Genomic DNA, 17,835 nt, shown 5'->3' with positions numbered 1-17,835 from the left:
CTCATGAACGCGGTCCTACTTCGATCAGGCTTTTCATTGCGGTTGGACTGCGATCCAGTGCTTCAAACGCGGCCTGAATGTCTGCCAGAGGGCTGACGTCAGTAATCACAACATCCGCGTCCACTCCGCCCGAGGCGACAACTGCGATGGCTTTCTCGTAATCCTCTGGCTCATAGACCCGCGCACCGATCAGTTGCAGCTCTCGCCAGAAGAACTGGAACAGGTCGATCTGGGGCTTTTGGGCATGGATCGCGACCATTACGATCCGAGCCCGCGTCGCGGCAACGGCGGTCATCGCATCGACACCGGGCTGCGTTCCCGACACTTCGAAAACCACATCTGCCCCTTTGTCGCCCGTGCGCGCGTTGATTGTGGACACCAGATCGGTTTCGGTTGGGTTGATCGTGTCGAAACCAAGCTTTTCGGCAATCGCCAGACGGTTTTGGTTCACTTCGGAAATCACGACGTTTCCGCCCGCGTCCCGTGCAACCATGGCAACCAGGATGCCGATCGGGCCGCCGCCGATGACGACGACGTCCTCGCCAGGTTGCAGGCCAGACAAGCGCACATCGTGGCAAGCAACGGCGACCGGCTCGATCAGTGCTGCATGATCCATGCGCAAGTCATCCGGCAGAACGTGCAACGTGTGGGCCGGAACGGTCCAGATTTCTTGCATGGCGCCATCTGTGTCGAGGCCGAGAAACTTGAGGTTCTGACAGATATGCTGATGCCCCCGTTTACAAGCTGGACATCCTCCGCAGTGATCAAGCGGTCGGACAACGACCTTCTGGCCGGGTACGACCGTATCGACGCCCTCGCCCACCGCTTCGACGACACCTGACATCTCATGCCCAATCACCCGGTTCAGGCCGACACGAGCATCCATGTTGCCGTGGTAGACGTGCATATCCGTCCCGCAAATCCCACAATAGGCAACGCGAATGGCAGCCTCGCCGGAGCCCGGATCTGTCGCTTGGGCTTGCTCTACAGCAAAGCTCTTATTGCCCCTGTAGTATGCCGCAGAGATCGTCTGGGTCGTCATTTATGCATCTCCTTGTGTTCCGCATTCAATTTGTCCCAGTCGAATTCCACTCCCGTTCCTGGGGTATCCGGGGCCACGGCCAGACATTCTTCCACAACCAGCGGACGGGTCGTGTACTGGTCTATCGGGAATGAGTGTACTTCTAGCCACCCTGCGTTGGGTTGTGCAGAAACAAGGCTGACGTGCAGTTCTTGCATCCCATGACTGCAAACCGGAATGCCGTGCTGTGCGCTTAGCGCGGCCACGCGCAGCCAGCCGGTGATCCCACCGCAGTTTGAGGCATCGGGCTGGATGAAACTCAGCTTCGCGTCATCAAAAGCGTATTCGAATTCGTGTATGGTGTGTAGGTTTTCACCCATGGCAAGGGGTACGCCCGTCGCTTCGACAATTCGGCCATAACCTTTGTAGTCGTCTGGAACGGTCGGTTCCTCGAACCACAGAATATCGCAGTCGGTAAACCCTCTGGCAGCCACGATGGCCTCTTCGACGCTCATAGAGTAATTCGCGTCGACCATGAAGAACCGGTCCGGGCCCAGCATCTCGCGCACCGCCCGGGCACGTGCAAGATCGTCGGCCAGGTCTGGTTGACCGACTTTGATCTTGACTGCGTTGAACCCACGCGCAAGGTACCCTTCGGTCTGGTGCAGCAGTTTCTCTAACGAGAAATTCAGGTCGATCCCGCCGGCGTAGGCGTTACAACGTTTGGACGCTCCGCCGGCCATCTGCCACAATGGCGCATTCTGCGTTCTGCCGCGAATGTCCCACAATGCAATATCCACGGCCGAGATGGCAAACGAGGCGATCCCGCCCCGTGCGACGTAGTGCACATGCCACTGCATGGCGTCGTACAGGCTTTCGATCTGTTCGGCGTCTTGTCCTACAAGGAACGGCGCCAGGTCATGCTGGATCATCGCTAGGATGGCATGACCACCCTTGCCCCCCGTATAGGTATACCCGACCCCCTCGACCCCATCCGAGGTTTGAATGGTGACTGTGATCAATTGAAAAAACGTGTGATCCCCATGTTTGGCATCGACCAGGACCTCAGCGAGCGGAACGTTGAACAGCCGCGCTGAAACACTTTCTATACGATTCATGAACCCAAGACCTTCTGCTGCCTGGCAATAACCCGAGACTGTAAAAGGATGACCGCAAATAGAAAGCCTCCACGTATGACCATCTGCCAATAGGCACTGAAACTGATTGTGCCCTGACCGTTTTCAAAGTTCAGAACGTTGAAGACCAGCCCCAGCAACAGCGCACCGGCCACCGTCGCAGGGATCGAACCCATCCCACCCGTCAACAAAGTGCCGCCCACCACGACGGACGCGATGGCCGACAATTCCCATCCGATACCCTCAAGGGGTTGTCCGGCTCCAAAACCCGAGGCCAAAAAGACTCCGGCCAGCCCCGCGCAGCCCCCCGACAGCAGGTAGACGAAAGCCTTGGCGCGATTGACTTTCAGGCCCATTAGGTTCGAGGCATCCTCGCTGCCACCGATCGCCAAGACGGTCCGCCCGATGGTTGTCCTTTCCAGCACCAACCAAAGTGCCAGGGTCAGTCCGGCCACGATGACGATTGTCCATGGAAACAGGCCGAACGCCTGCCCCATGCCAAGCTTGGTGAAGTTCGACCCCCAATCGACCGAAATTGTCTGGGCGCCCGAAATCACCAATGCGCCGCCTTTGGCGGCCAACATGGTCGCCAATGTGGCGATGAAGGGCGGGATTCGAAGGATGATTATACAAAAGGCGTTGATCGCCCCGAAACCAACCCCGGCAAGAACGGCCCCCGGCAAGGCAACCTGAATCCCGTAGGGGCTGAGATAGGCCGCAACAACCGACGTAAAGGCCGCAACGGATCCGACCGATAGATCAATCCCGCCGGTCATGATCACGAAACACATGCCCAGTGCGATCGCAATGAACATCGCGTTGTAATTCAGGAAAGACGAGAAATTGTAGGCGCTGCCAAAGTTTTCATAGCGCATCAGCCCGAACAGGATCAAAGCCAGCAGTGCGAGCCACACCGTCACCGAAGCCGAATTGCGCCGAAGGTACTTTCGCAGGTCAAAAGCCGTTTCATCCAACATCAGTCAAGCCCGCCGGAACTGCTGGACCCAAACGGCCAGGATAATGATAACGGCCTTAGCGATTAATGCAACTTCGTCCTCTACCCCGTTGGCCAACAACGTATATTTGACCAACTGGATGATGACGGCTCCCAGTATGGCACCAAAGATCGGCGCCCGCCCGCCTTGTAAAAGAGCACCGCCAACAACCGCGGCCGCGATGGCATCAAGCTCCATCAGATTGCCGTTGCGCGCAGCGTCCGAGGCCGAGTTGATAGCAACCACGATCAGACCGGCCAGGCCCGCAAGCGCCGCGCAGATGGCATAAGCCCCGATCTTGACCCGTCGGACAGGACCACCCGACAGATAGGCCGCGCGTTCATTGCCGCCGATGGTTAGCAGGTAACGGCCCCATGTGGTTCTGGTGATCACCCAAAACAGCACACAGGCAATGGCCAGCGCCAGCCAACCTTGGAACGGCAAGCCAAACACCTTGCCGGTTCCAAGATAACTGAATGAAGGGTTTGAAAATGTCTGCAGGTTTCCGTTCGTCAAAACCTGGGCAATACCGCGACCAGAGATGAAGAGAATGAGCGTTGCCACAATGGGCTGCACGTTCAATAAGGCAACCATCACGCCGTTGAACACCCCGCATAGCCCCGCGACGAACAGCGGCAGGACAATGGCCAAAGTTACGCCTAGCATCGGATTAGCGGCGCCCAGATCCGACAGAAAGATCAGCGGGGCCAGCGCCCCCGCCAGTGCCATGACCGCACCAACCGACAGATCGATCCCACCCGTGGCGATTACCAGCGTCATGCCCATGGCCACGATGGCGATAGTGGCAACCTGGCTGATATTCACAAACAGGGTCTGCAACTGCAGGAAATTGGGGGTGAAAAACGCGTTGAACACCAGCAGGGCGACCAACGCGGCGATACCGCCGTGAAAGCGGAAGGGCATCGATGCGACCCGTTGCGGCAACTTCATTGCGCGGTCCATGAACCAGTTCCTTCTTCATGATGCGCAAGCGCGCGCACCAGTATGTTCTCGGTAATCCCGGGGTTGGTCAGTTCCTTGACCGAGCGCCCCTCGTGCATGACTACGATGCGGTCGGCGCCTTCCACCAGTTCTTCGAATTCCGAACTGATGAGTACGACGCCGAACCCCTTCTCGACGTAAGACCGAATAAACGATTGGATCTCTCGCTTGGCGCCGACATCCACGCCTCGGGTCGGCTCGTCGAGTATCAGGATGTCGGGTTGCGTCGCCAGCCAACGGGCAAGCAGCACCTTCTGCTGGTTGCCGCCGGACAATTCGCGAATGGGTTGGTCCATATGCGCCGCCTTGATGCCCAGATCGTCGATGAAGGCCTGAACGATCTCGCACTCGCGGGCAAAGTCGATTTGACCACGACTGGCCAGTTTCGGCAGCAGGGCCAGCGTCATATTTTCGCGAACGGACATGTCAGGAATGATCCCTTCGGCCTTGCGATCTTCGGTCAGAAAGCCGACCCCGTTTGCAATCGCGTCACCCGGTCCGGGCGGTTGCCCGACCGAGCCATGCAACTCGATCGCGCCACTGCGGGCCCCGTCCACTCCAAACAAAGCGCGCGCCGCCTCGGTCCGGCCAGAGCCCAGCAACCCGCCCAGCCCAACGATTTCGCCGCGATGGAGCGTAAGGTCGAAATGCGTCAATCGCGGGCCTGTCGAAACAGAGTCAGCCCGCAAAACGATATCTCCTTTCTTGGCCTTGGCACCCGCAAAGTCAGTTAGACCGTCCGCCGCGATCTCATCCGTGTTGCGGCCCAGCATGTCCGCGATCATTTCCAGTTTGGTCGTGTCCTTGACGGTACGCGTGCTGACGGTGCGCCCGTCTCGCATCGTTGTAACCCGATCGCAGATTTGGAACAGCTCATCGAGGAAATGCGAGACATACAGAACAGACACGCCCTGTTTCTTCAACTCGCGCACCACACCGAACAAAACCTCGACCTCGCTGGCATCCAGCGACGACGTGGGTTCGTCCATGATGACAAGTTTCGCGTCCAGAGAAACAGCCCGCGCAATCGCAACCAACTGCTGGATCGCTGTCGAGAAATTTCCAAGCGGCTCGGTCACGTCAATATCTATGCCAAAGCGCGCAAGAACCTCGCGTGCGCGCCTGTTGCCCTCGCGCCAGTCGACCAGAAAGCCGAGACGTTTGGGCTCATACCCCATGATGATGTTCTCGGTCACTGACCGCAGCGGCACCAGGTTGAGCTCTTGATAGATCGTGGCAATTCCGGATTCCTGCGCTTCGCGTGGGGTAGAAATGCGGCTTGGCACACCCGCCAGATGGACGTCGCCGGCATCCCGGTCGTAAACTCCGGTCAGAACTTTGATCATCGTCGATTTACCGGCACCGTTCTGGCCGATCAGCGCGTGAACCTCGCCAGCTGCGATCTTCAGGCTGGCCTGACTCAGTGCCGGTACGCCGGCAAAAGACTTTTCAACTCCCGACATCGAGACGAGCGCATTCATGAGATGTCTTCCTCCGATTGCTTGCAGGCGGCGCCAACCACAGGCCAGCACCACCCGCCAGGGAGAATCAATAGGCTTCGTCGATGTGATCGGCCGCGTTATCCTTGGTAAAGATGCGATCTTCGACTTTCACCCATTCCGGGATCGTCTCGCCAGCCGCGTATTTGTTCATGACTTCACAAGCCAGAGGACCGAAGAAGGGCGAGCTTTCCACCGTGACCCCCATCTTGCCATCGATGATAGCCTGAAGCGCATCGCGTGTCCCATCGATCGAAACAATGGTCACGTCCTCGCCGGGCTTGCGGCCGGCCAGTTCCAGAGCCTGGATCGCGCCAATCGCCATTTCGTCATTGTGGGCGTAGACCACGTTCACGTCGGGATGCGCCTGCAGCAGGGTCTCCATCACCTGACGACCCAGGTCGCGCGCAAAGTCACCGGTCTGAGAAGCCACAATCGCAAAGCGGTCATCCTCTGCAATCGCGTCGTCGAAACCCTTTTTGCGGTCATTTGCAGGCGAAGAACCAGTCGTGCCTTCCAACTGGACGATGACGCCCTTGTCGCCGTCGAAATTCTCCATCAGCCATTGTGCCGCCCGGTTGCCCTGATCGATGAAATCCGACCCCAGGAACGCTACGAAATGCTCGCCAGGCTTGGCTACGGCCGGATCAACCGAGCGGTCCACCAAAAAGGTCGGGATTCCCGCAGCACGGGCCTTCATAACGGCTGGGATCAAAGGCTTTTCTTCCCGCGGGGGAAGGAACAGAACGTCGATGCCTTGGGCGATCATGCTGTCCACATCCGCAACCTGCTTTGCCGCAGAACCGGCCGCATCCGTCGCGATCAGATCCCAGCCACAGGCTTCGGCCGTGTCATGGAACGATTTGGTCTCGGCAATGCGCCACGGGTTGTTCGACTCCATCTGCGCAAAGCCGACTTTGTAGCGATCCTTCTGCTCAAGCGGTGGCAGATCCTGCGCGATCACCGTGGTGCCCAAAAGTGCACCCGCCACAACCGTCGAGATCAAAAGAGTTCTGCGTTTCATGTTTATTCCTCCTCCATTGGTGCGGTCGCCTCCGTTTTGACCGCGAGTTTTAGGTCATGCCCAATTCATGTAAGTCGTTTGTTTCCTCAGATACCCATCGAAGCCATAAGCGCCGTCTTCGCCCCCAACCCCGGACAGACCCCAACCGGTGTGAAATCCCTGCACGGCCTCGCCATTGGAGCGGTTCAGGTACAATTCGCCAAAATTCAAACGGTTCGGGGCCTCCATCAATCGCCGGTGCGATGCCGTAAAGAGATAGGCAGACAGCCCGAATAATGTGTCATTCGCAAAGTCTATCGCCTGATCAAAATCCTCGACTCGCATGGCTGTCGCCACGGGGCCAAAGACCTCCTCTTGCATCGCGGCATTGCCGTTGTCTGAGACCTCAAGAACCGTCGGGGACATCCAGTGCCCCTTATGGTGCGCCCCGTCCATCAGGGGCCCGCCTGCAAGATGAACCGTGGCTCCTTCGTCGATGCTGCGCTGGATGATCTCGGCGACCTTGGTCACTTCGACCTTGCTGACTTTGGGACCCAAATCGCAGTCTTCAATCGGATCCCCGATCGACAAAGCGCGGGCCGCGGACACGAATTTTTCCAAGAACTGATCCGCAATGCCGCGATGCAGATACATACGCTCGTTGCAGGTGCAAATCTGGCCGCAATTGGCAAACCGGGCGGCAACGGCGGCCGAAACGGCGGCGTCAATATCCGCATCCTCCATCACAATGAGCGGAGCCTTACCGCCAAGCTCGAGCCGGACAACCTTGATCCGGTTGGCCGCTGCGCGAAAAATCTCTTTCCCGGCGCGTGTGCTGCCGGTCATCGTGATTAGTGACGTATCGGGGTGTTCGACCAACCGCTGCCCTACCACCGGCCCCTTGCCTGTCAGAACATTCAGAACACCCGGCGGAAACCCGACCTTGTCGGCAAGCTCGGCGATCGCAAGACCGGACAGCGGCGTGATTTCGTGCCCCAACAGAACAACGGTGTTGCCCGCGACCAGCGAAGGCCCGATTTTCCTGGCGGCCAATGCCAACGGATAGTTCCAGGCCGTCAACGCAACAACAACACCATAAGGATGACGCCGGATCTGAATTTCCTCGGACTTGTTGTCCGATGCCACTATGTCACCCGAAATCCTCCGGGCCTCTTCAGCCGCATGACAAAGAAAAGTAACGGCGGCATCCACTTCACCTCGAGCTTGCGAGATCGGCTTGCCCTGCTCGGTCGTGATCAGGGCTGCCAGGCGCGTGGCGTCGACCCGGACGGCCTCGGCGAGCTTCAGGACCAGCCGCGCCCGCTCGATCGCCGGGCGCGAGGACCATGAGCCAAATGCCCGATGGGCCGCGTCGACCGCCGCATCCGCATGAGCGGCGGCGCCATCTGGAACTTGCGCAACGATCTCTTCATTTGCAGGGTTCTCGACACCAACCGTGTCCGCGTCAAAGTCGGTAAAGCGGCCATCGATGAACATCGAATGCCGAACGACTTGACCCAACTCCCCCACTACAGACCGCAATTTCGCCTCCCGCACCTGCTCGGCCAGACCACAACGGTGACCGCACTGCGATCAAAACACTAATAATATTATTTCGTCAACACTAATATTAGTTAACTCTGACTAATATTAGTTGCACGCCCCCCGCATAGTCGATAAAAAGAATGCGAACAAAAAGGTTGAACGATGAACGATCAAGCGAACAAAGCCGGGCAGCACAGGGGTGTGGGGCGAGTCGCGGGCCGGCAGCGCGTAACGATGCACGACATTGCGCGCGTCGCCGGATGCTCGCAGACGACAGTATCGCTGGTTCTCAACAAAAACGATTCCGTCAAAATCTCCGAGGACACAAAGCAACGAGTACTGGATGCCGCAAACACGCTTGGATACGCCATGCCCCCTCAAATCAGGAAACCCCAGGACAGCGCGCGTCGACCCTCGGCACTAGGCGGCACCATAGCTTTTGTCGTGGATGATCTGGCGTCGAGCCCTGAAATGGTAAACGCGTTTAACGGCGTGAAACAAGCCGTTCGGGACACCGGAAATCTTGTATTGCTGGCAGAAACCCAAAACGACCCCGAGATCGAGCCCAATACGCTCCGGTATTTCCTCGACCAACAGGTTGCGGGCATCATTTACGCAACCGTTTTCACCCGGCGGGTGGTCGTTCCGGAAATCCTCACGCAAACCGCAACCCCAGTTCTGCTGCTGAACTGCTTTTGCGACGACCTCTCTTTTCCTGCGGTGATCCCCGGCGAAGTCGCTGCCGGACATACGGCGACCAACGCTCTGATCAAGGCCGGGCACAAACGGATCGCCACTATCACTGGCGAGCCGTTCATGGAATGCGCCGCGGGACGAACCACCGGGTACAGAAACGCCTTGGCTTCCGCGGACATTCCATTCGACGAGGACTTGGTTGTCGAAGGCAATTGGTTGCCCAGCGCCGGATATGCCGCCACGCGTGAATTGATGGACCTGCCCTCTCCGCCAACCGCCATTTTCTGTCAGAATGACCGCATGGCAATCGGTTGCTATGAGGCGCTCAAGGAGCTTGGCCTGTCCACCCCCGAGGACATCTCGGTCATCGGATTTGACGATGACGAAACCGCGCGACACCTGTCGCCGCCTCTAACCTCGATGATCCTTCCCACCAGGGCGATGGGACGCTGGGTCGTCGAACAGCTGTTCCATGGGCCGACAGATGGTCGGAGGCACCCACTCGTGAAACTTGAATGCGAACTGGTCGAGCGCGACTCGATCAGCAAACCCAAACGCCGGACCTGAAGGCGACATCATGACGGAAACTTTCGATCACATCGTCATCGGCGGCGGCTCTGCCGGTGCCTCAGCTGCCGCGCGACTGGTCAACCAGGGCAAGTGCAGGGTTCTGGTGCTGGAGGCCGGGCATTCGCACCGCCATCCGTTGCTGGACATGCCGCCGGGTATTTTCAAGATGATCAACGGGTCCAAGTTCATGACCTACCACCAGACCGAACCGCAAGACCACCTAGACGGCCGCGTGCATGACATTCCGCAAGCCAACGTACTGGGCGGCGGGTCGTCAGTGAATGCGCAGGTCTACATGCGCGGTCGCCCTTCCGACTATGACGCGTGGGACGACCTGCTGCGACGGACCAACGACGGGGTCGGTTGGGGATGGGACGATGTGCTGCCCTATTTCCGCAGAATGGAAGACAACAACAGGCTTCACAATGACCTGCATGGCAGCGACGGTCCGGTGCAGGTCTCGGATCCGGGGTATATCGACGACATGTCCCGTTGGTTCGTTCAGTCGGTGCAGGCACTTGGTGAACCATTCAACACGGACTTCAATGGCGCAACGCAGCGCGGTGTCGGGTTCTATCAGTTCACCAATCGTGCCGGAAAGCGCAGCTCGTCAGCCTATGCTTTCCTCGCCCCACTTGAGACAAACCCGAACTTGACCATCCGGCTTGGCGCAACGGTCAGCAAAGTCATCATCGAAAACGAAAGGGCCGTCGGGGTGCAGTATCGCGACAAACGCGGGTCGCACACCGTGCGGTGTGATGGTGAGGTTGTCCTTGCGGCGGGCGCTCTGGTCACACCGAAAATTCTAATGCTGTCGGGTATCGGGCCGGATGCACATCTTGCCGAATACGGCATTCCCGTGGCCTGCCCACTGCCCGGGGTCGGTCAGAACCTGATCGACCACCCCGAAGTTCCCATCACTGCCTTTGCCAACGGTCCATACGGATATTTCAAACAAGGTGAGGGCTGGCGGATGCTTCGCAACGGCATCCAGTTCAAACTGTTCGGCAGCGGCCCGGTGACTTCGGCCGGGGTCGAAGCTGGTGCCTTCGTCAATCCGTCTAACCCCGATGGAGAACCGACCATTCAAGCCTTTTGCGTGCCCATCGTCTATCTGGATCGCGACGCGCTGGACGAGGTGCAGGATGACTTTGGCCTGACCGTTACGACCGTCGTAGTCAAACCGAAATCACGCGGAGAGGTTCGGCTTCGCTCGATCGATCCTCTCGCCATGCCGGTGGTCTCGCCCAACCTTCTGAAGCATGAAGACGACATGCAGGAGATGATCCAGGGGCAGCGGTTCTTTCGTCAAGCATTCGCGTCGGGCCCGCTCGCACAAAGGATCCGCGAAATCGTCATTCCGACAGGGGATGACGACCAAACGCTGCGAGCACACTGCAAGCGGTTCGTAAAAACCAACTATCACCCGGCGGGCACCGCCAAAATGGGCCGGGACGGCGACAGAATGGCCGTGCTGGACGCCAGGATGCGTGTGCGCGGGATCGAGAGACTGCGGGTGTGCGACATGTCAGCCGTGCCCGACATCAACGCCGGCAACACAAACGCACCTGCCATGATGCTGGGCGAACGGTGCGCTGACCTGATCCTAGGAATTTGCGAAAAGTTGAGGTGACTAAAGCGACCTAGGTTGTAGCTGCGGTTTCGCTTTGGCCCAAGCGACAAAAACTATTACGATAGATGAGTTTGCGCTCGAGACTTCTTTAAAGGCTGGCTGCACACCGATACTCACCCAATTGTCTAGCCATTTGTTTTTGGGCTACTGTTTGGGCGTTCCTTAAAATGGCTTCCAGCACTTTCGGACGCATATTGAGTGCCATCGACCTCAACCCAAAAGTGGCTACCAGATATGGAAACACCGCAGCGTTGTAAGGTGTATCTTCCAACAGCGGGATTTCATACTTGTAGAAGCAAGTGTCGGTAACGAGCCGAAAGTTCCAATTCACAAGACGCTTTTCCCCATAGGCATAACCATTCAACTTTCCTGAGTTTTTTCAATGGTTTTGCGTTCTGGCAATTCTGATGCATAATTAATCAATTGCATATCCGATCAATACTGTCGGGACCGATTGTATGACTGCTAAAACTTCTGATTTCGTGAAAGCCGCAGATAGCCCAAATGTAACCTCTGCCAGTTCACCCAGCGGGCTTCACATAAAGATAAGAACCAAGTTGCTGGTCGCATTACTTGGAATTGTCGGGTTAATGCTAATTTTGGCGTTCACCGGGCTATCTGAGTTGCGCAAAGCGAACCTTCGAACTGCTGAGTTGCTTCAAGATCAGGTACGGCTATCAAATCTAAAGGTGTTTGATAGCAGTCTGCAAGAAATCTGGTTGAATGGAACAGCGATATTTGCCGAGACTGGAGGCAACACCATGCTTGGCGACAGTGCACGCTTTTTTAAAGATAAGCTGCATGTTATTCAGTCGCTTGGCCATCTCATCGAGACAAGGGACCGACCGGACCTCAGCCTCTTTTCGAACGATGAAACCGCGGAAGTGTCGCGAAAAACTCAAGAAATAAAACGAATAGGCCTTGATATCGTTGAGCAATATGAAGCTGGACAGATTGTAGTTGCCAAATCAATATTCGAGTTGCAACTGGTCCCAATAATTATGTCTTTGGACAATCTCATAGAGAAACGATACCTGCTTTTGCGCGACGGTATGCGCTCGAAAGCATTAGTTAACCAAAACGCGTTTTATCAATCACGGCGAATTGTGCTTGTCTCAGCTGGGATTGCAGTCGTTATTGCTATTTCGCTTGGTTTCCTGATCAGCAAATCTTTGATCCGTACGATTGAGCGAATCCGGGTCACGCTAAGAAAAGTTGCTCAAGGCGATTTTACCGCCCGTGCAAGTATTAATAGCACCGACGAGCTTGGTGATCTCGCTCGCAGCGCCGATCGTATGACAGAGCGTTTGGGCACGCTGTACGATGAGCTTGAGACTGCAAACCTGCATAAGTCGCAATTTCTCGCCAATATGAGTCATGAATTGCGAACTCCGATGAATTCGATCCTCGGATACACAGAAATGATCCGGGATGGAATTTATGGCCCGGTGCCCAAAAAAATCGACGATCCGCTGCATCGGGTGGAAGTGAATGGTAAAATCCTACTGTCATTGATCAACGATGTTCTTGATATTTCAAAGATTGAAGCCGGAGCACTCGAACTGACACTGGGCATATATTCGATGTCTGAGGTCCTCAAAGACGTTGTTTCCACGATTAAACCCATCGCAGCAAGCAAGGAACTGGAAATCCGAACCAAATTAGAAAGCGGACTTCCCGCTGGGCATGGCGACGCTGGGCGCATTAGACAGGTCTTACTTAACATCGTCGGAAATGCCGTAAAGTTCACTGACAAGGGTTACGTCGAAATAAACTTGGCACGCCATAATCGGCGGTTTGTAGTAACCGTAATTGATACGGGAGTTGGAATTGCCGTTGAGCAAATTGATGAGGTTTTCCTGGAATTCAAGCAAGCTGACGCTTCATCTACGCGTGCCGCCGGGGGTACTGGCCTTGGTCTGTCTATCTCTCGAAAGATCGCAGAAATGCACGGTGGGCGAATTGAAGTCGCCAGCAGCCCTGGCAACGGTTCGACATTCACTGTTGTACTCCCCGTCCAGGTTACGAGGAGCTGAGCATGTCTAAAAGAATACTTGTTATAGAAGACCAGACCGACAACAGACGCATACTTCGAGACCTTCTAGGCAGTCACGGCTTCGAAGTTCTAGAGGCCGAAAACGGAGCGCAAGGAATAGATCGAGCGATTGCTGAAAAGCCCGATCTAATCTTAATGGATATTCAGATGCCAGAATTAGACGGTTACGATGCCACTCGCCGGATAAAGAAGCATCCCAAAGGCGCGAACATTCCAATCATCGCGGTAACATCCTTTGCTTTGTCTGGCGACGAAACAAAAGCACGGGAAGCCGGATGCGATGATTATGTTGCCAAGCCCTACAGTCCGCGTGCTCTGCTAGCCAAAGTCATAACGTTCGTTGGAGAGGTCTGAATGATAAAATGAAAGACCCACCACTCATTTTGATTGTCGATGACCAGCAAGACAATCGCAACCAGCTGACAATGCGCCTTAACGCGAATGGTTATAGTACCGCCGAGGCCATAGATGGCGAAGACGCTCTAGAAAAAGTTATTGATTTTTTGCCCGACTTGATCTTGCTAGACGTAATGATGCCTAAGATGGACGGTTTCGAAGTCTGTCGAAGGTTGAGAATGGACCCCCTAATCCCCTTTATTCCGGTAGTTCTGGTAACAGCTCGTTCGAACACTGAAGATATGGTGCAAGGGCTTGAGGCTGGTGCAAATGACTATCTCACCAAACCAGTCGACACCATCGCTCTCATTGCTCGTGTACGTTCAATGCTTCGAATAAAAGCTTTGCATGACGAGGTGCAGAGCTGGAACAAGGAACTCGAAAAACGAGTAAATCAACAGATTAATCAGATTGAGCGGTTCAATCGCTTGCGCCGTTTCCTACCAAGGCAAGTGGCAGAAGAAATTATTTCGGTTGGTGACGACAGTGCTATTCTTAAGAACCGAAGAGCGGACATCGTCGTTTTGTTTGCTGATCTAAGGGGATTCTCGGCTTTTACGGAAGCCTCTGAACCTCGAGTTGTGCTGGAAGCCCTCAACGTATTTCACAATTGCGCTGGACCATTGATTGAACGACATCAGGGCACACTTGAGCGTTTCTTAGGCGACGGCATCGTTGTTCTATTTAATGCCCCGCTGCCGGCACGCGATCCTACGGGCCAGGCTGTCATCTTTGCGAGCGAGCTGCATGTCGCTGTCGCAAACGCGCTTGGTCCCTTTCAAAAGGGGGGATCGGGCTTAGGTCTCGGAATAGGTATCGCCAAGGGTGAAACCACTATTGGCTGTATCGGATTTGAAGGTCGGTTCGACTATGCGGCCATTGGAGAAGTACCAAACCTTGCAGCTCGCCTATGTGAACACGCGGAGGCTGCCGAAACACTAGTCGATGCGTCGATTGTTGAAGCGTTAGGAACATCCAAGAAAACACAATTTTTGAGGGATCAGGAATTCAAAGGACTGGCAGGTAAGGTTCCTGTGTTTCGGCTACTGATTTAAGTTGCTGTCAGACGAATTCGAACCAGTCTCAGTTTGCCGCGGAAACCGCGAACCTATCCGGAACAAAGTTGACGCCACTCGCTAAGAGCGGCGGCGCGGGTCAGCTTGAAGGTGTCTCGACTGGCTAGCGATCTTTCCTGGTTGAAGTGGTTGTAGACAGAGGAATGGACGGAGGCGAATTTCTGTAAACTTCGCATGCGCCTGAAACGCAGCATCGCGCGTTCGTGTCGTCGAAACGGCAGGTGCGAATTTTCGACGCGGTTGTTGAACCACCTGCCCGTCTGTTGTTTATCGAGCGCGCCCATTTCTCTGAGCGCTGCCTTGTAGGAAGCGAAGCGATCTGTGACGACCTCCTCGGCGCAACCGTGTCGCTTCATCAATTTCTTTAGGAATTTCAGTGCTGCAGCTTTATTTCGGCGTTTGGTGACAACGGCTTCCAGCACCTCACCTTCGTGATCAACAGCCCGTCAAAGACAATGCCGCTTGCCATTCACCTTCACGAAAACCTCGTCAACGTGCCACTTCCATTTGGAGAATACGCGCAGTTGCTGAACACGCTTCCGTCGGATCTCAGCTGCAAACATTGGACCAAACCTGTTCCACCAATATCGAACAGTTTCGTGGCTCACGTCGATGCCTCTCTCATGCAGCAGATCTTCGACGTTCCGAAGCGAGAGCGGGAAACGGATGTATAACATCACTGCAAGGCGGATGATTTCGGGGCTGGTTTTAAAATACTTGAAAGAGGCAGGATTAGTCATTTGAAAAAGCTACGCAACCGCCCTGCCCCGCTCAACCCAAGTTCTTCTGACAAGACCACTGACTGGTCCGCACAAAAAGTAATGCGCGTCAGGTTTTTCGATCAGTCGAGCAAGCAACGCTCCGGTGAAGCGTCCCCGGGAATTGTATTCGTGGCCATAGACATCTCCAGTTGCCGGTCTGCTAACGGTTAGGCAAGCTCACGCGCAATATGACGTGCCCGGGCCTGAGCTGAGGCAACCGAAGCTTTGTGACGCTCATCGGCAAATTCCTGATACTCGGCCGCAGCTTCGAACATGCGTTCTGCGCCCAGGTACTTGCGCAATGTGCTGATATGCGCAGAAAGGTGACCCGAGTCATTGCGAATCCCACCGTCCTCAAAACCGAATTCGCCAGCCGATGTCAGCAGCACCAGGGTTTTGCCTGACATGATCGGTTCCAGAGGGAAGTCGCCACGCGCCAAATCAAACGTAAATGTCTTATTGATCCGGATGATCTGATCAAACCAAGCCTTCAGGGCTGCGGGCATGCCATAGTTGTACATGGGCGTCGAAATCAGCAGGATGTCGGAGCGGTCGAGTTCGTCAATCAGCGTGTCAGACAAGCTGACCAAAGCGCTCTGTTCACGAGTGCGTTCTTTTTCTGCTGTAAAGACAGACGCGATCCAATCGTTGGAAATGAAATCTGGTGGTGCCATTCCGACATCACGCAGAATAATTTCGACGTCCGGATCAACCGTTTTCCATTCTTCTACGAAACTGTCCGCCAATGCGCGGGAAATGGAGTTATAGGCCGAAACGGGGTTGTCGGTGCGGCGTACGCTGGCGTCAATTCTCAGGATTGTGGTCATCTTGTCACCTAGTCAGTTTGCAATGAACCATTCAAACGTGAAGGCAGTAACGTGCAGGTACAAATGAAGAGAATTCTGAATAGAATGAACTGACCTCAGCCATCTCTAGTCGCTGAAAAAATCTTCTCCAGGTAAGACCCCGTCGCAAGTACATCCGAGTCCTTGTTGGGAAGTGTTAAAACTTACATGCGCAAGAACTCCTGCCCACGGGTTCAGAAACGCATGCTTCTCGGCAATTTAGAAATGACAAAAATTCAAGCGACGGATTAGATCGTTGCGGACGCGCTAATCTTCAAAAAAATCTTTGACCAACAGCGCTGTCGCGAAACTCATCTGCTTGGTCCAATAGCCATTCCCGGAACACACGAACGCGTGCACGATTGGCGTACGTTTCCGGACAGACGAGAAAATAGCTCTTGTTCTTCAATGCAGTGTCAAAGGGGGCGACCAGCACATTGCGTTCCAGAAAACGCGCGGCGGCCAAAAGGCTGACCAGGGCCACACCATGACCATCGCTTGCCGTGAGCAAGCAGATGTGTTCCTCGGAATATGTGACATAGGGCTCGACATCCCCAGTCTGCAAGCCAGCCGCGTCCATCCAGCGCTCCCAACTCGGATCCGCATCGGAAAACCCGCTCCATTTGTATTCGATCAGGCGAGACGTCAGAAGATCTTCGGGGGAGCTCAGTGACTTTGCCTTTACTACGCTGCAGACAGGGGCTACCCAGTCATTCAAGACCCAAGCCACATTGCTGTCCGGATAATCCCCAAAGCCGTACCGAATAGCCACATCCACATCGGTGGATTTGAATTCCACCAGTTGATCGCTTGACAGAACCCTTACCGAAATCTCCGGGTATTTCTCGTAAAAGCCTCGCAGCCGCGGGCTAAGCCAGTTGGCGGCAAAGGACCCGGTTGTTGAGACTGTCAATGTGCCCGCAAGGTCGTCTTCCTCCAGCGCGAGAGAGGCGGCTTCAATGTTCTTGAAGGCCTCAATAATGTGGGGCGCATAATTTGCCCCATCCTCCGTCAGTTTCAATGCGCGGGTCAGCCGGTGAAACAGGGGCACCCCAAGTTGATCCTCCAGCGATTTGATCTGATGGGAAATGGCAGTCGGAGTGACGCATAATTCATCGGCGGCATCCTTGAAACTCAGATGCCGGCAGGCTGCTTCGAAGGCCTGAATGCTTTTCAACGACGGTATCTTCGCCATGACGCGCGGCTTTGCTCTCCTGATGTTACTCTATTTCACCACTCTACTCTAACCCGATTGCCAGTCGACATGTGGGCGAAATTCTCACCTGTGAGGTGAAAACATCTAATTTGAGAAGATAGAAGACCAAGGTAGAGCATTCGGTTCTTCATGTCTGAAATCTCCTGCGTGCGGACTGTGTCTGCAATGCGGACGAAGCCGCCGTAATCTCAATGGTTGTTGAGGACCGGTCGCAGCCCAAAGCGGACATGCTCAACCCAATGGCGGGTGGATAGCGGTCATTCGCCGCGCCTCTCACCAACGTCCGCAATGCAGTGTCTAGCCCCCTCGTTCGGCACCACTAAATTGAGGTTTCTCTAATAAGGTTTCAGGCACAGGTGGGCGCATGTTCAGAGCATGATGTGGC

At 55.3% G+C, this 17,835-nt stretch carries 15 protein-coding genes and 1 pseudogene; 5 read left to right on the top strand and 11 right to left on the bottom strand.

Going from position 1 to position 17,835, the window contains the following annotated elements:
* Nucleotide 1: 1 nt before the first annotated feature.
* The 7 genes from ACR0FE_RS10550 to ACR0FE_RS10520 form a co-directional block, all read right to left on the bottom strand.
* On the bottom strand, nt 2–1,042 hold the full coding sequence (locus tag ACR0FE_RS10550) for an alcohol dehydrogenase catalytic domain-containing protein (RefSeq protein ID WP_170614469.1): 1,041 nt from the start codon (nt 1,040–1,042) through the stop codon (nt 2–4).
* Nucleotides 1,039–2,139 carry a mandelate racemase/muconate lactonizing enzyme family protein gene (locus ACR0FE_RS10545; RefSeq protein WP_480912727.1) on the bottom strand — a complete coding sequence of 367 codons (1,101 nt, stop codon included), beginning with the start codon at nt 2,137–2,139 and terminating at the stop codon, nt 1,039–1,041. Before ACR0FE_RS10545 ends, ACR0FE_RS10550 begins: the two co-directional genes overlap by 4 nt.
* Entirely contained in the window at nt 2,136–3,134 is a 999-nt protein-coding gene (locus tag ACR0FE_RS10540) for an ABC transporter permease (protein ID WP_170815683.1), read from the bottom strand. The genes ACR0FE_RS10545 and ACR0FE_RS10540 overlap by 4 nt, the downstream gene beginning before the upstream one ends.
* A gap of 3 nt (nt 3,135–3,137) precedes the next feature.
* Complete coding sequence (locus ACR0FE_RS10535) at nt 3,138–4,115, bottom strand: ABC transporter permease (RefSeq protein ID WP_480912726.1); 978 nt, start codon at nt 4,113–4,115, stop codon at nt 3,138–3,140.
* On the bottom strand, nt 4,100–5,635 hold the full coding sequence (locus ACR0FE_RS10530; protein ID WP_480912725.1) for a sugar ABC transporter ATP-binding protein: 1,536 nt from the start codon (nt 5,633–5,635) through the stop codon (nt 4,100–4,102). The genes ACR0FE_RS10535 and ACR0FE_RS10530 overlap by 16 nt, the downstream gene beginning before the upstream one ends.
* A 67-nt stretch (nt 5,636–5,702) precedes the next feature.
* On the bottom strand, nt 5,703–6,677 hold the full coding sequence (locus ACR0FE_RS10525) for an ABC transporter substrate-binding protein (protein ID WP_480489581.1): 975 nt from the start codon (nt 6,675–6,677) through the stop codon (nt 5,703–5,705).
* A 54-nt stretch (nt 6,678–6,731) separates the two neighbouring features.
* Nucleotides 6,732–8,198: an aldehyde dehydrogenase family protein gene (locus ACR0FE_RS10520; protein ID WP_480489580.1), complete on the bottom strand. Its 1,467-nt coding sequence runs from the start codon at nt 8,196–8,198 to the stop codon at nt 6,732–6,734.
* A 165-nt stretch (nt 8,199–8,363) separates the two neighbouring features.
* On the opposite strand from ACR0FE_RS10520, the gene ACR0FE_RS10515 reads away from it, so the two are divergent.
* Together ACR0FE_RS10515 and ACR0FE_RS10510 are read left to right on the top strand one after the other, a co-directional pair.
* Entirely contained in the window at nt 8,364–9,464 is a 1,101-nt protein-coding gene (locus tag ACR0FE_RS10515) for a LacI family DNA-binding transcriptional regulator (protein WP_480912724.1), read from the top strand.
* Nucleotides 9,465–9,474: 10 nt separating this feature from the next.
* Nucleotides 9,475–11,100 carry a GMC family oxidoreductase N-terminal domain-containing protein gene (locus ACR0FE_RS10510; protein WP_170614464.1) on the top strand — a complete coding sequence of 542 codons (1,626 nt, stop codon included), beginning with the start codon at nt 9,475–9,477 and terminating at the stop codon, nt 11,098–11,100.
* An 88-nt stretch (nt 11,101–11,188) separates the two neighbouring features.
* On the opposite strand, the gene ACR0FE_RS10505 is transcribed toward ACR0FE_RS10510, so the two are convergent.
* Nucleotides 11,189–11,464, bottom strand: a complete 276-nt coding sequence (locus ACR0FE_RS10505; protein ID WP_480912723.1) for a hypothetical protein — start codon at nt 11,462–11,464, stop codon at nt 11,189–11,191.
* A 94-nt stretch (nt 11,465–11,558) separates the two neighbouring features.
* On the opposite strand from ACR0FE_RS10505, the gene ACR0FE_RS10500 reads away from it, so the two are divergent.
* Genes ACR0FE_RS10500 through ACR0FE_RS10490 form a run of 3 tightly spaced genes read left to right on the top strand, consistent with a single transcriptional unit; the run spans nt 11,559 to nt 14,607 of the window.
* On the top strand, nt 11,559–13,136 hold the full coding sequence (locus ACR0FE_RS10500) for a sensor histidine kinase (protein WP_480912722.1): 1,578 nt from the start codon (nt 11,559–11,561) through the stop codon (nt 13,134–13,136).
* A 2-nt stretch (nt 13,137–13,138) separates the two neighbouring features.
* Nucleotides 13,139–13,510, top strand: coding sequence for a response regulator (locus ACR0FE_RS10495; protein WP_170614462.1), 372 nt, complete (start codon nt 13,139–13,141; stop codon nt 13,508–13,510).
* 8 nt (nt 13,511–13,518) lie between these two features.
* Nucleotides 13,519–14,607, top strand: a complete 1,089-nt coding sequence (locus tag ACR0FE_RS10490) for an adenylate/guanylate cyclase domain-containing response regulator (protein WP_170614461.1) — start codon at nt 13,519–13,521, stop codon at nt 14,605–14,607.
* Between the two features lie 53 nt (nt 14,608–14,660).
* Here the strand turns inward: ACR0FE_RS10490 and ACR0FE_RS10485 are convergent.
* From ACR0FE_RS10485 to gcvA, 3 genes and pseudogenes are all read right to left on the bottom strand, one after another.
* A pseudogene (locus ACR0FE_RS10485) lies at nt 14,661–15,368 on the bottom strand (IS6 family transposase).
* A 188-nt stretch (nt 15,369–15,556) separates the two neighbouring features.
* Entirely contained in the window at nt 15,557–16,216 is a 660-nt protein-coding gene (locus ACR0FE_RS10480) for an FMN-dependent NADH-azoreductase (protein ID WP_480912721.1), read from the bottom strand.
* 292 nt (nt 16,217–16,508) lie between these two features.
* Nucleotides 16,509–17,429, bottom strand: coding sequence for a transcriptional regulator GcvA (gene gcvA / locus ACR0FE_RS10475; RefSeq protein ID WP_170615434.1), 921 nt, complete (start codon nt 17,427–17,429; stop codon nt 16,509–16,511).
* Between the last annotated feature and the right edge of the window lie 406 nt (nt 17,430–17,835).

The organism is Ruegeria sp. K7, from assembly GCF_056531785.1.
Note: the sequence above shows the minus strand (reverse complement) of the source record. Positions and strands in the feature narration are given on the sequence as shown.